Below are 12,709 nucleotides of genomic sequence, written 5' to 3'. Positions count from 1 at the left end.
GGCGGCGGGCCAGCTTATGTCGAGCCGCAAGCCCGAGCAAACGCGGGGCGTAGCCGGGCGAGAGCTCTTGCCGTGGGAGCGGGGGCCGACGCCTTGCTCAGCCCTTGGCCGGTGCGAGCGTGGCGTCCACCGCCTCGCGTTCGTCGAACACGAAGCAGCCGCCGTCGTAGTGCTTGCCGCCGGTCAGCTCGAAGTACTTGAGGATGCCGCCGTCGAGCTGCAGCACGCGTTCGACGCCGCGGTCTTTCAGCGCATCGGCCATGAAGAGCGCGGCCTTCTCGCAGCGGATGCCGCCGGTGCAGTAGCTCACCACCGTCTTGCCGCGCAGCTCGTCGGCGTGCTGCTGCACCGCGTCGGGAAACTCGCTGAACTTCGTCAGGCGCCAGTCGATGGCGTTCTCGAACTTGCCGTAGTCCACCTCGAAGGCGTTGCGCGTGTCGAGCATCACCACCGGGCGGCCGTCGTCGTCGTGGCCGGCGTCGAGCCAGCGCGCGAGCGTGGGCGCATCGACGGCCGGGGCGCGCGGCGAGGCGTCGGGCCGCACCTGCGGGTGGTTCATGCGGATGATCTCGTGCTTGACCTTCACCAAGAGCTTCTTGAACGGCACCGTGGCCGACGCGCTTTCTTTCGGCTCGACATCGGCAAAGCGCGCGTCGCCGCGCAGCCACTGCACGAAGCCGCGCACGCCCTCGGGCGTGCCAGCCAGAAAAAGATTGATGCCTTCTTCGGCCAGCAGCACCGTGCCTTTGAGGCCGAACGCATCGGCTTGTGAGCGGATGCTCTCGCGCAGCGCCTGCGTGTCTGCCAGCGTGACGAACTTGTACGCCGAGATGTTGAGAACGGGGGCGGTGGCAGGTGTCACGAGCGGGGCCGAGCAGGGGGAAGGGCGACGATTTTAAGGAGGCCGGCTCTCTAAAATCGCCCGATGCCTTTTGTTCACCTGCGCACCCACACCGAGTTCTCCGTCGTCGATGGCACCCTGCGCATCGACGATGTCGTGGCCGCCGCCGCCAAAGACCAGCAAGCGGCCCTGGCCATCACCGACCTGTCGAACCTCTTCGGCGGCGTCAAGTTCTACAGCACCGCGCGCAAGAAAGGCGTCAAGCCCATCCTCGGAGCCGACATCTGGCTCGAACCCGAGCCCGGCGGCGCCGACAAGAACCCGAGCCGCCTGCTCTTGCTGGTGCAAAGCAAGACGGGTTACCTGAACCTGTGCGAGATCCTCTCGCGGGCGTGGGTGAACAACGCGCAGCGCGCGCAGGCCTGGGTCAAGTGGGAATCGCTGGTCGCGCTCAACGAGGGGCTGATCGCGCTTTCGGGCGCTGAGATGGGTGCGGTGGGCCAGGCGCTGATGGCGCAAGACACGGCGCGCGCGCAGGCGATGGCCGAGCGCCTGTCGGCGATCTTCACGCAGCGCTTCTACATCGAGGTGCAACGCGCCGGCATGCCGACCAACGAGGCACATGTGCGTGCCGCCGTGCCGCTGGCGGCCGCCCTCAAGCTGCCGGTGGTGGCCACGCACCCGGTGCAGTTCCAGACGCCCGACGACTTCGAGGCCCACGAGGCGCGCACCTGCATCGCCGAAGGCGAGACGCTGACCAACCCGCGCCGCGTCAAGCGCTTCACGCGCGAGCAGTACTTCAAGACCCAAGCGCAGATGGAGGCGCTGTTCGCCGACCTGCCGAGCGCCATCCGCAACACGGTCGAGATCGCCAAGCGCTGCAGCCTCACGCTGGTGCTGGGCAAGCCGCAGCTGCCGAACTTCCCGATCCCCGAGGTCAACGGCGAGCGCATGGACCCGGACGCGTACTTCCGCTACGCGTCTCACGAGGGGCTGAAAGAGCGTCTGGTCGAGTTGTTCAAGGACGAGGCCGAGCGCGAGAAGCAGCGCCCCACCTACGAGGCGCGGCTCGAATTCGAGATCAACACGATCCTGAAGATGGGCTTCCCGGGCTACTTCCTGATCGTGGCCGACTTCATCAACTGGGCCAAGAACAACGGCTGCCCGGTGGGCCCGGGCCGGGGCTCGGGCGCGGGCTCGCTCGTGGCCTATGCGCTGAAGATCACCGACCTCGACCCGCTGAAATACAACCTGCTGTTCGAGCGCTTCCTGAACCCCGACCGGGTCTCGATGCCCGACTTCGACATTGACTTTTGCCAGGGCAACCGCGACCGCGTCATCGACTATGTGAAAGACAAGTACGGCCGCGACGCCGTCAGCCAGATCGCCACCTTCGGCACCATGGCCGCCAAGGCCGCGCTGCGCGACGTGGGCCGCGTGCTGGGCATGGGCTACGGGCACGTGGACGGCATCGCCAAGCTCGTGCCCGCACCGCCCGGCAAGTCGGTGACGCTGCGGCGCCCCGGCGACAAGCCCGACCCCGGCGTGATCTACGCGCGCGTCGAAGCGCCCGAGATCGAAGAACGCGAGAAGAACGAAGAAGAAGTCGCCGAGCTGTTGTCGCTGGCCGAGCGCGTCGAAGGCATGGTGCGCAACATCGGCATGCACGCGGGTGGTGTGCTCATCGCGCCGGGCAAGATCACCGACTTCTGCCCGCTCTACATGCAACCGGGCAGCGACTCGGCGGTGAGCCAGTTCGACAAGGACGACGTCGAGGCCATCGGCCTCGTGAAGTTCGACTTCTTGGGCCTGGCGACGTTGACGATTCTTGAGCTGGCGAAGGACTACATCCGCGCCCGCCACGAGAAGCACCGCAACTTCCGCCTCGAAGACATCCCGCTCGACGACCGTGCCGCGTACCGCTTGATGAGCGAAGGCAAGACGGTGGCGGTGTTCCAGCTTGAATCGTCGGGCATGCAGCGCATGCTGAAAGACGCCAAGCCCAGCGTCTTCGAAGACATCATCGCGCTGGTGGCGCTGTACCGGCCGGGCCCGATGGACCTGATCCCCAGCTTCTGCGCGCGCAAGCACGGGCGCGAAGAGGTCGAATACCCGCACCCGCTGATGGAAGAGGTCCTGAAAGAGACCTACGGGATCATGGTCTATCAAGAGCAGGTGATGCAGGTCGCCCAGCTCGTGGGCGGCTACTCTCTGGGTGGCGCCGACTTGCTGCGCCGCGCGATGGGCAAGAAGAAGCTCGAAGAGATGGTGGCCCACCGCGCCACTTTCGCCGAGGGCGCGGCCAAGAAGGGCATCCCTGAGCCCAAGGCGAACGAGATCTTCGACCTGATGGAGAAGTTCGCGGGCTACGGCTTCAACAAGTCGCACGCGGCCTGCTATGCGCTGTTGGCGTATCACACGGCGTTCTTGAAGGCGCACTTCGCGGCCGAGTTCACCGCGGCCAACATGAGCATCGCGCTCGACGACACCGACAAGCTCAAGATCTTTTACGACGATGCGGTGGCGAACCTCGGCATCACCTTCGAGCCGCCCAACATCAACACCGGCAACTACCGCTTCGAGCCGGTGGACACCAAGGTCGTGCGCTACGGCCTGGGTGCGGTGAAGGGCACGGGGCAGAGCGCCATCGAAGCCATCATCCAGGCGCGCACCGAGGGCGGGCCATTCAAGAGCCTGTTCGACTTCTGTGCGCGTGTCGATCGTTCGCGCATCAACAAACGCACGGTCGAGGCGCTGATCAAGGCGGGTGCCTTCGACCTGCTGCACCCCGAGCGCTCGATGCTGGTGGCCAGCATCGGCCTCGCGTTCGAATACGCCGACACGCAGGCCGCGCACGCCGACCAGGGCGGGCTGTTCGACTTCGGCGACTCGCATGCGGCGTCCACCCAAGAGCCCGAGCTCGTGCAGGCCGCGCCGTGGAGCATCAAGGAGCGGCTGTCGCTCGAAAAGGTTGCGCTCGGCTTTTATCTGTCGGGCCACCTGTTCGACCAGAGCGAGGCCGAGGTGCGGCAGTTCGCCAAGCGCAAGATCGCCGACCTCATCGACAGCCGCGAGCCGCAGATCCTGTCGGGCATCGTCGGTGACTTGCGGGTGGTCAACGGCCAGCGCGGGCGGGTGGCGATCTTCAAACTTGACGACAAGACCGACGCGATCGAATCGGTGGTCAACGAAGACCTGCTCAACGCCAACAAAGACTTGCTGAAGGAAGACGAACTCATCATCGCTTCGGGCAAGGTGCAGCCCGACCGCTTCTCGGGCGGCATGCGCTTCAACATCCAGCAGGTGTGGGGATTGGCCGAGGCGCGTTGTCGCTTTGGCAAGTACCTGCGCGTGGAGGTCAACGGCAGCGTGCCACCGGTGGCCGAGGTGCTGCGCGAATTTCCGACCCGCAAGCTCGAGAGTGAGCAAGGGCCCACCACGCAGGGGCTACCGGTGCGGCTGGTGGTGCAGCGCCCATCGGCCAGCGCGGAACTCGACCTCGGCGACGAGGGTCGATTCTTTCCCAGCGACGCCGCGCTCGAGCGCTGGCGCGCCAGCGCGCACGGCAAGGCAGGGGTGGTGTACGAATAGAAACGCGCCTGTGCGTTGTTTGGCGTCCAATGCGTCGTCCGACCCGGGGTGTCGGGCGTTGAAGGTGGGTTGCCCCTTTCCGTTCAAGGAGACCGAGATGAAAAACTACGTCCTTGCTGCCGCCCTGTTTGCTGCCGCTTCTGCCGCCTGTGCCACCGACGTCGGTGTCTCGGTGCATGTCAACCAACCCGGCGTCTATGGCCGCATCGACATCGGCCGCGTGCCGCAGCCGCCGGTGCTGATGTACCCGCAGCCGGTGATCATCCAGCAGCCGGCCGTCGTGGTGCAGCAGCCCCCGATGTACCTGCACGTGCCACCCGGTCATGCCAAGAACTGGCGCAAGCACTGCCGCAAGTACCAGGCATGTGGTCAGCCGGTGTACTTCGTGCAAGAAGACTGGTACCAGCGTCATTACGTGCCGCATGTGCACGCACCAAAGCCGCGCCACGACCACCGGCATGATGACCGCCGAGGCCGCGACCACGACGACCACCCGGGCAAGGGCCACGGCAAGGGCAAGCACAAGGACTGAACTCCGCACATGGCGCGGTGTTGTTGCAGCACCGCGTCATCGTGTTGACCCCGAGGTGAGCGCCCACAGGGCCTGCCTACACTGGGGGCCATGTCTCGCTCAACGACGACCGGCCTCATCCTCACGGGCGGCGGTGCCCGCGCTGCCTACCAGGTGGGTGTGCTGAAAGCCATCGCGCAGATCCGCCGCGATGCTGCCGCCACCAACACCCCGAACCCCTTTCCCGTGATCGCCGGCACCTCGGCCGGTGCCATCAACGCCGCGGCGCTCGCCAGCCACTGCGACGACTTCGACAGCGCCACGGCCGCGCTCGCCGAGGTGTGGGAGAACTTCCGCGCTGAGCAGGTCTACCGCAGCGATTCGCTGGGCGTCATCCGCACGGGCGCGCGCTGGCTCACGATGATGTCGGTGGGCTGGGTGATCGCCAAATGGCGCAAGGCGCGGCCGCGGTCCCTGCTCGACAACACCCCGCTCGAAGCGCTGCTGAACCAGATGGTGCGCGTGGACCGCCTGCGCGACCTGATGCGCGACGGCCACCTGCAGGCGCTGGCGGTCACGGCGTCGAGCTACAGCTCCGGCACGCACGTCACCTTCTACGACGCGGTGCAGAACTTCGTGCCCTGGAACCGCATGCAGCGCGTGGCCGTGCGCGACGCGATCACCGTGCCGCACCTGCTGGCGTCGGCGGCCATCCCCTTCGTCTTTCCGGCGGTGCCGCTGTCGTTCGACGGGCGCACCGAGTTCTTCGGCGATGGCTCGATGCGGCAGTCCGCGCCCATCTCGCCGGCGGTGCACCTGGGGGCGCGCCGCATCCTTGTGGTGGGGGCCGGGCGCATGCACGAGCCGCCCGGCCGGCGCGAGGTGAGCATCGAATACCCCAGCCTCGCGCAGATCGCCGGCCATGCGCTGTCGAACATCTTCCTGGACGCGCTCGCGGTCGATGTCGAGCGCCTGCAACGCATCAACAACACGCTGTCGCTGCTGTCGCCCGAGGCCCTGGCCTCGACCACGCTGCGGCCCATCGAAGTGCTGGTGATCGCCCCCACGCAGCGGCTCGACGACCTGGCGGCCAAGCACCTCGACAGCCTGCCCACCCCGGTGCGTGCACTGCTGCGTGGCGTCGGCGTGTCGGGCAAAGGCCAGGATGCGCGCGGCGCGGCGCTGGCGAGCTACCTGCTGTTCGAGGCGCCATACACCCGCGAGTTGATCAACCTCGGCGTGGACGACACCATGGCGCGCCGCGACGAGGTGACGCGCTTCTTCGGTTGGGACCGGCGCGACAAGCCCCGGGTGCCCATTCCCGACAGCGGCTACTACACCGGTGAGCTGGGCTGACCGCTGCGGCCACCCAAGCAAAACGCCTCGCGGTTGCGAGGCGTTTTGCTTGGGGCCTCGGTGCCGTGGCACCGAGTGCGTCGAACGCGTCAGCTGACGCTCACTGCTTGGCGTCGGCCTTGGCCGGCCTGGCCGCCTTCTCGCCCTTGTCTGCCTTGGGCGCCGCGACCGGCTGGCTGAAGCTCGCGCCGTTGACCGTGAGGCCGCCTTGCGAGAACTTGGCTGCGTTGCCCAGGCCCACGCCTTGCACGCGGTCGATCATGTCTTCCCAGTTCTTGAACGGCGCCTTCTTTCGCTCGGTCATGATCTTGCCGGCCACCGACGGGCCGATGCCCTTGACCGACTCCAGGTCGGCTTGCGTGGCCTTGTTGACATCGACGGCGGCAAACGCGGCGGCAGCGACAAACGCGAGCAGCGCGACGATCAGCTTCTTGAACATGGTGTGAACTCCCTCTGAGATGTTGGTGGATCGGGGCTGGCTTGTTTGAAGCCCCGCCGCGAACTGTAGGGAGCACCGTGGGTTCTGCATTCCCCCGGATGTCGGCCGAGCCTTGGGGGCCCCCGGCCGAGGGTGAGCGTCGGCTCGCCCCCAGACTCACCGGGCGTGCCGATCGAACGAGGCGCGGATCAGGCCTTTGGCTGCGCAGCCAACCAGGCCACATAGCGCTCCACGCCCGTCGCCACATCGGCGAAGCTGTGCGTGCAACCCGTGGCGCGCAGCTGCGTCGGGTCGGCCTGCGTGTAGCACTGGTACTTGCCGACCAGCGCCTGGGGGAAGGGCACGTACTCGATGAAGCCTTGCGCCACCAGATCGGCCAGCGACAGCGCCGCGTCGCCCTTCAAGCCGCGGCAGGCATTCACGGTCGCCACGGCCACGTCGTTGAACGGTTGCGCGCGGCCGGTGCCAAGGTTGAAGATGCCGCTCTGCCCGGGGTTTTGCATGAACCACAGGTTCACCGCGACCACGTCGTCCACCGAGATGAAGTCGCGCGACTGTTGGCCGGGGCCGTAGCCGCCGTACTCGCCAAAGAGCTTGACCTTGCCGGTCTCGTTGAACTGGTTGAAGTGGTGGAAGGCCACCGAGGCCATGCGGCCCTTGTGCTGCTCGCGCGGGCCGTAGACGTTGAAGTAGCGAAAGCCCGCGACCTGCGGCCCCTGGCCCGACTGCACCGCCGGCAGCATGCGCCGCACCACGTTGTCGAACAGCAGCTTCGAGTATCCGTACACGTTGAGCGGCTGCTCGAAGGCCGGCTCTTCGCGGAAGGTGTCGCTGCCGCCGTAGGTGGCGGCCGACGACGCATACAACAGCCGCGTGCCCTGGCGCTGGCAGGCGTCGAGCAGGTCTTTCGAGCAGCGGTAGTTGGTGTCGAGCATGTAGCGCCCGTTGTGCTCCATCGTGTCGGAGCACGCGCCCTGGTGCAGCACCACGTCGATCTTGCCGAACTCGCCCTGGGCGAAGCGCGCGTAGAACTCGCTCTTGTCGAAGTAGTCGCTGATCTGCGCGCCGAGCAGGTTGCGGTACTTGGGGCCGTCGGTCAGGTCATCGACCGCGATCACGTCGTCGATGCCGATGGCGTTGAGCCCATGCACGAGGTTGCTGCCGATCATGCCGGCCGCACCCGTGACGACAACTTTCATGCTCATGCCCATGTGGACCCCTTGTCCGACGAATACATCGGCCGATCCCCCGGGGGGATGCGGGCCGGCTCGGGAGCGGCCTGGCGCTCGGCCCGCTCGCAATCGCGTTTCTCGCTCATGCAAACAACTCCTCGTAGCTGACGCTGGCCGTGCCGAACTTGCCGACCACGATGCCCCCCGCGCGGTTGGCAATCGGCATCGCATCGCGCATCGACAGGCCGCAGGCCAGCATGGCGGCCAGGGTGGCGATGACGGTGTCGCCGGCGCCGGTGACGTCGAACACCTCGCGGGCTTGCGCGGGCACCTGCGTGTGGCCGCCGTTATCGCCATCGTCGAACAGCGACATGCCTTCTTCCGAGCGCGTCAGCAGCAGGCCTTGCAGGTTCAGCTTGGCGCGCAGGGCATGGGCGCGCTCGTGCAATTGCTCTTCGCTGTCCCAGCTGCCGATCACCTGCTGCAGCTCGGCGCGGTTGGGGGTGATGACCGTGGCCCCGGCGTAGCGCGCGTAGTCGCTGCCCTTCGGGTCCACCAGCACCGGCTTGCCAGCCCGGCGCGCGAGTTCGATCATGCGCGGGATGTGCGTGAGCCCACCCTTGCCGTAGTCGCTGAAGAGCACGGCGTCGTACTCGGGCAGCACGCGCTCATAGACGCTCAGGCGCTCTGACAGCGCCTCGTGGCGCGGCTGGTTCTCGAAGTCCACGCGGATCAGTTGCTGCGAGCGGCCGATCACGCGCAGCTTGACGATGGTGTAGAGCTGCGGGTCCACGCCCAGCAGCGTGCCGATGCCGGCCGCGTCGATCAGGCCCTTGAGCTTGCGGCCGGGTTCGTCGTCGCCGACCACGGTGATCAGCGAGGCCTGCGTGCCCAGGGCCTTGACGTTGATGGCCACGTTGGCGGCACCGCCCAGGCGCTCTTCTTCGCGATTCACACGCACCACGGGCACGGGCGCTTCGGGCGAGATGCGATCGACCGCACCGAACCAGTAGCGGTCGAGCATGGCGTCGCCCACGACCAGCACGCGGGCCTTCGCCAACTGCTCGCGGGTGGGTTGTCGGCTCATCAGAGATCCTCCAGCCGTTGCGGCGGATAGGTGTCCCAGTTCAGGCAGCCCGGGCATTGCCAGAAGTAGTGCTGGGCCTCGAAGCCGCAGGCCGCGCAGCGGTAGCGCTGCAACGGCTTGGCGGCCCGCGCGACCGCATCGCGCAGCGCGGTGGTCTCGTCGGCGGCCAGCGGCGCTTCGGGCCCGGTCTGGCGCAGCAGTTCTTGCGCGGCCGAAAGGGACGGTTGGGTTTGCAGGTGCGCCAGCACGCGTTCGCGCTGGGCGTGCGGCGTGGCGTCCAGGGCGGTGATGGCCGCCAGCAGGTCGAGCGTTGGCGCGCGCTTGTACAGGGTGCGCAACGGTTCAAGTGCGATGGACTGCGCGCCCATGGCGAGCGCACTTTGCGCGTAGTCACGGGCGACGAGGTTGAAGGCGGTCGGGTGCGCGGCCATCAGTTCGCCCCAGACCTGCATCACGGTGGCGTGGTCGCCCTTGGCAAATGCGCGTTGACCGCCCAGCACCAGCGGGCGGGCCGATTGCGGCGCGGCCTCGCGCGCATGCTTCAGCGCGGTGTCGGCTTCTTCGGGCTGCTGGCGCGCGTCGGCTTCGAGCGCCAGTTCGCACCAGTAGTGCGCGATGCGCGCCGAGAACGAACCGGTGCCGCTGCGTTCGAGCTTCTGCGCGACCTCGACCGCCCCGCGCCAGGCACGCGAGCGTTCGAGCAGCGTCAGCAGCGCGAGCCGCGCCTCGGTGTCGAAGGCCGTGCCATCGAGCGCGCGGTACGCCTCTTCGGCGCGGTCGAAGAGGCCGGCCTTCATGAAGTCTTGTGCCAGCGCGTGCTGGGCGCGGTCGCGCTCGGCCTTGGGCAGGTCGGCGCGGTTGAGCAGGTGCTGGTGCACGCGCACCGCGCGTTCGTATTCACCGCGACGGCGAAACAGGTTTCCCAGCGCGAAGTGCAGGTCCGAGGTGTCGGGGTCGTGCTGGACGGCTTCGATGAAGGCGTCGATGGCCTTGTCTTGTTGCTCGTTGAGCAGCAGGTTCAGGCCCTTGAAATAGGCCTTGGGCGATTCGAGTTGCTCACGCTTCCACTGGCGCACATCGAGCCGCGAAGCGATCCAGCCGAAGGCGAACGCGAGCGGCAGGCCCAGCAGCAGCCATTGAAGGTCAAAGTCCATCGCGGGGCGGGTGGTTGTCGGGAAGGGCGGCCGGCACGCTGGTGGCCGTTTGTGCCGGTTGGGCTTCGGCCGGCAGGTCGCGCTGGTGGCGGTGCGCGACGCGGCGGTGCTTCCACCAGCTCGGCAGCATCGCCAACACGCCGAAGATGCAGCCACCCGAAAACGCCGCCAGCACCACGAAGACCATGGGTGCGCGCCACTCGTGGCCGAAGAACCAGCGAATGGCCGCCTCGTGCTGGTTGTTCAGCGCGAAGGCAAACAAGGTGAAGAAGAGCAGGGCTCGAACGAGCCAGAGGACGATTCTCATGGGCGCAGGCAGGCCGCGATTCTAGGTGCGTGGCGGCTGCCGGTCGGCCGGTGGGGAAAGCAATCGACGCAGCACACGCGCTTCGGCGTGGCTCGCGTGGCCGGGGCGATCAAGCGGCTTCTTCGAGGCCCGGGGCGGGCGAAGCGGGTTGGTCGTCCACGACGGGAACCTGGGCATCGACGGCTTCACGCAGCGCCTTGCCCGGCTTGAAATGGGGAACGAGCTTCTCCGGAATCACCACCTGCTCGCCCGAACGGGGATTGCGCCCCATGCGTGGCGGCCGGCGGTTGATGGAGAAGCTGCCAAAGCCCCGGATCTCGATGCGATGCCCGCGCGCGAGCGCGTCGGACATCGCGTCCAGGATGGTCTTGACGGCGAACTCGGTGTCGCGGTGGGTCAACTGGCTGAATTTGTCGGCCAGTTGGGCCACGAGGTCGGAACGGGTCATGGTCCTGGACTTTTTCTTTCTCGATCCGGGTCAGAGGGACAGAGAACCGATCGGGACGATCAGTTGTTCTGGTTGTCCAGCTTGGCGCGCAGCAGGGCGCCCAGGCTGGTGGTGCCAGCCGTTTCGCGCTCGTTGCTTTGCGACAGGCGCTGCATGGCTTCTTGTTGGTCGACGTTGTCCTTGGCCTTGATCGACAACTGGATCGAACGCGTCTTGCGGTCGACGTTGATGATCAGGGCGTTGACTTCGTCACCTTCCTTCAGCACGTTGCGTGCGTCTTCGACGCGGTCACGGCTGATTTCGGAAGCACGCAGGTAGCCGGTCACGTCGTCGTTCAGCTGGATTTCAGCGCCACGGGCGTCCACGGTCTTGACCTTGCCGGTCACGATCATGCCGCGGTCGTTGACCGAGGTGTAGCTCGTGAACGGGTCGGAGTCGAGCTGCTTGATGCCCAGCGAGATGCGCTCGCGCTCGACGTCCACAGCCAGCACGACGGCTTCGACTTCCTGGCCCTTCTTGTAGTTGCGCACGGCGGCTTCGCCGGGCTCGTTCCACGACAGGTCCGACAGGTGGACCAGACCGTCGATGCCGGCCGACAGACCCACGAACACGCCGAAGTCGGTGATCGACTTGACCGGGCCGCGCACCTTGTCGCCGCGCTGCACGGTGGACGAGAACTCTTCCCACGGGTTGGCCTTGCACTGCTTCATGCCCAGGCTGATGCGGCGCTTGTCTTCGTCGATCTCGAGGACCATGACTTCGACCTCGTCGCCCAGCGAAACGATCTTGCTGGGGGCGACGTTCTTGTTGGTCCAGTCCATTTCGGAGACGTGCACCAAGCCTTCGATGCCCGGCTCGATTTCGACGAACGCGCCGTAGTCGGCGATGTTCGTGATCTTGCCGAACAGGCGCGTGCCGTTCGGGTAGCGGCGCGACACACCGTGCCACGGGTCGTCACCCAGTTGCTTGATGCCCAGCGAAACGCGGTTCTTCTCGGCGTCGAACTTGAGGACCTTGGCTTGCAGCTCTTGGCCGACCTGAACGACTTCGCTCGGGTGGCGGACACGGCGCCAGGCCATGTCGGTGATGTGCAGCAGGCCGTCGATGCCGCCGAGGTCCACGAATGCACCGTATTCGGTGATGTTCTTGACCACGCCGTTGACGATGGCGCCTTCGGACAGGGTTTCGAGCAGCTTGGCGCGTTCTTCGCCCATCGAGGCTTCGACCACGGCGCGGCGCGACAACACGACGTTGTTGCGCTTGCGGTCGAGCTTGATGACCTTGAATTCCATGGTCTTGCCCTCGAAGGGCGACATGTCCTTCACGGGGCGCGTGTCGAGCAGCGAGCCCGGCAGGAAGGCGCGGATGCCGTTCACCAGGACGGTCAGACCACCCTTGACCTTGCCGTTGACGGTGCCGGTCACGAACTCGCCCGATTCGAGCGCCTTCTCAAGCGACAGCCACGAGGCGAGGCGCTTGGCCTTGTCGCGCGACAGGATGGTGTCGCCGTAGCCGTTTTCGACGGCATCGATGGCGACCGACACGAAATCGCCCGGCTGAACTTCGAGTTCGCCTTGGTCGTTCTTGAATTCGTCGATGGGCACATACGCTTCGGACTTGAGGCCGGCGTTGACCACGACGAAGTTGTGTTCGACACGCACCACTTCAGCGGTGATGACCTCGCCGGCGCGCATTTCCGAGCGAGTCAGCGACTCCTCGAAGAGGGCGGCAAAGGATTCCATCCCGGACGGGGCGGCAGCTTGGGCTTGAGGCATGAGGGGACTTTCTGTCGCAACTTGCGTT

General features: G+C 66.6%; 10 protein-coding genes and 1 pseudogene. 3 read left to right on the top strand and 8 right to left on the bottom strand.

Going from position 1 to position 12,709, the window contains the following annotated elements:
* Positions 1–97: 97 nt before the first annotated feature.
* Complete coding sequence (locus tag AC1KAT_RS03350) at positions 98–862, bottom strand: sulfurtransferase (protein ID WP_480322762.1); 765 nt, start codon at positions 860–862, stop codon at positions 98–100.
* A 63-nt stretch (positions 863–925) separates the two neighbouring features.
* Between AC1KAT_RS03350 and dnaE the strand changes: the two genes are divergently transcribed.
* From dnaE to AC1KAT_RS03335, 3 genes are all read left to right on the top strand, one after another.
* On the top strand, positions 926–4,432 hold the full coding sequence (gene dnaE / locus AC1KAT_RS03345; protein WP_480322760.1) for a DNA polymerase III subunit alpha: 3,507 nt from the start codon (positions 926–928) through the stop codon (positions 4,430–4,432).
* A gap of 97 nt (positions 4,433–4,529) precedes the next feature.
* Positions 4,530–4,964 (top strand): hypothetical protein, encoded by a 435-nt coding sequence (locus tag AC1KAT_RS03340; RefSeq protein WP_480322758.1) that lies wholly within the window; start codon positions 4,530–4,532, stop codon positions 4,962–4,964.
* 90 nt (positions 4,965–5,054) lie between these two features.
* On the top strand, positions 5,055–6,299 hold the full coding sequence (locus AC1KAT_RS03335) for a patatin-like phospholipase family protein (RefSeq protein WP_480322756.1): 1,245 nt from the start codon (positions 5,055–5,057) through the stop codon (positions 6,297–6,299).
* Positions 6,300–6,399: 100 nt separating this feature from the next.
* On the opposite strand, the gene AC1KAT_RS03330 is transcribed toward AC1KAT_RS03335, so the two are convergent.
* The 7 genes and pseudogenes from AC1KAT_RS03330 to rpsA all read right to left on the bottom strand — a co-directional run bounded on the left by AC1KAT_RS03330 (position 6,400) and on the right by rpsA (position 12,681).
* Complete coding sequence (locus AC1KAT_RS03330; RefSeq protein ID WP_480322754.1) at positions 6,400–6,738, bottom strand: ComEA family DNA-binding protein; 339 nt, start codon at positions 6,736–6,738, stop codon at positions 6,400–6,402.
* A gap of 188 nt (positions 6,739–6,926) precedes the next feature.
* A complete protein-coding gene (gene rfaD / locus AC1KAT_RS03325) occupies positions 6,927–7,937 on the bottom strand; it encodes an ADP-glyceromanno-heptose 6-epimerase (RefSeq protein ID WP_480324293.1) in 1,011 nt (336 codons plus the stop codon).
* 115 nt (positions 7,938–8,052) lie between these two features.
* Positions 8,053–8,997: a D-glycero-beta-D-manno-heptose-7-phosphate kinase gene (gene rfaE1 / locus AC1KAT_RS03320; RefSeq protein ID WP_480322752.1), complete on the bottom strand. Its 945-nt coding sequence runs from the start codon at positions 8,995–8,997 to the stop codon at positions 8,053–8,055.
* Positions 8,997–10,151, bottom strand: a complete 1,155-nt coding sequence (gene lapB, locus AC1KAT_RS03315) for a lipopolysaccharide assembly protein LapB (RefSeq protein ID WP_480322750.1) — start codon at positions 10,149–10,151, stop codon at positions 8,997–8,999. Before lapB ends, rfaE1 begins: the two co-directional genes overlap by 1 nt.
* A complete protein-coding gene (locus AC1KAT_RS03310; RefSeq protein WP_480322748.1) occupies positions 10,141–10,458 on the bottom strand; it encodes a LapA family protein in 318 nt (105 codons plus the stop codon). The genes lapB and AC1KAT_RS03310 overlap by 11 nt, the downstream gene beginning before the upstream one ends.
* Positions 10,459–10,567: 109 nt before the next feature.
* A pseudogene (locus AC1KAT_RS03305) lies at positions 10,568–10,909 on the bottom strand (integration host factor subunit beta); the annotation flags it as partial.
* Between the two features lie 56 nt (positions 10,910–10,965).
* On the bottom strand, positions 10,966–12,681 hold the full coding sequence (rpsA, locus tag AC1KAT_RS03300; protein ID WP_480322746.1) for a 30S ribosomal protein S1: 1,716 nt from the start codon (positions 12,679–12,681) through the stop codon (positions 10,966–10,968).
* Positions 12,682–12,709 lie beyond the last annotated feature (28 nt).

This window comes from Piscinibacter sp. PDB5-1 (genome assembly GCF_056676035.1).
This window is presented reverse-complemented; position numbering and strand designations above follow the sequence as displayed.

What these genes read in the sequence shown, in the direction of transcription:
- dnaE (WP_480322760.1), top strand. Translation starts at nt 926, where the DNA reads ATGCCTTTTGTTCACCTGCGCACCCACACCGAGTTCTCCGTCGTCGAT.
- AC1KAT_RS03340 (WP_480322758.1), top strand. Translation starts at nt 4,530, where the DNA reads ATGAAAAACTACGTCCTTGCTGCCGCCCTGTTTGCTGCCGCTTCTGCC.
- AC1KAT_RS03335 (WP_480322756.1), top strand. Translation starts at nt 5,055, where the DNA reads ATGTCTCGCTCAACGACGACCGGCCTCATCCTCACGGGCGGCGGTGCC.
- AC1KAT_RS03330 (WP_480322754.1), bottom strand. Translation starts at nt 6,738, where the DNA reads ATGTTCAAGAAGCTGATCGTCGCGCTGCTCGCGTTTGTCGCTGCCGCC.
- rfaD (WP_480324293.1), bottom strand. Translation starts at nt 7,937, where the DNA reads ATGAAAGTTGTCGTCACGGGTGCGGCCGGCATGATCGGCAGCAACCTC.
- rfaE1 (WP_480322752.1), bottom strand. Translation starts at nt 8,997, where the DNA reads ATGAGCCGACAACCCACCCGCGAGCAGTTGGCGAAGGCCCGCGTGCTG.
- lapB (WP_480322750.1), bottom strand. Translation starts at nt 10,151, where the DNA reads ATGGACTTTGACCTTCAATGGCTGCTGCTGGGCCTGCCGCTCGCGTTC.
- AC1KAT_RS03310 (WP_480322748.1), bottom strand. Translation starts at nt 10,458, where the DNA reads ATGAGAATCGTCCTCTGGCTCGTTCGAGCCCTGCTCTTCTTCACCTTG.
- rpsA (WP_480322746.1), bottom strand. Translation starts at nt 12,681, where the DNA reads ATGCCTCAAGCCCAAGCTGCCGCCCCGTCCGGGATGGAATCCTTTGCC.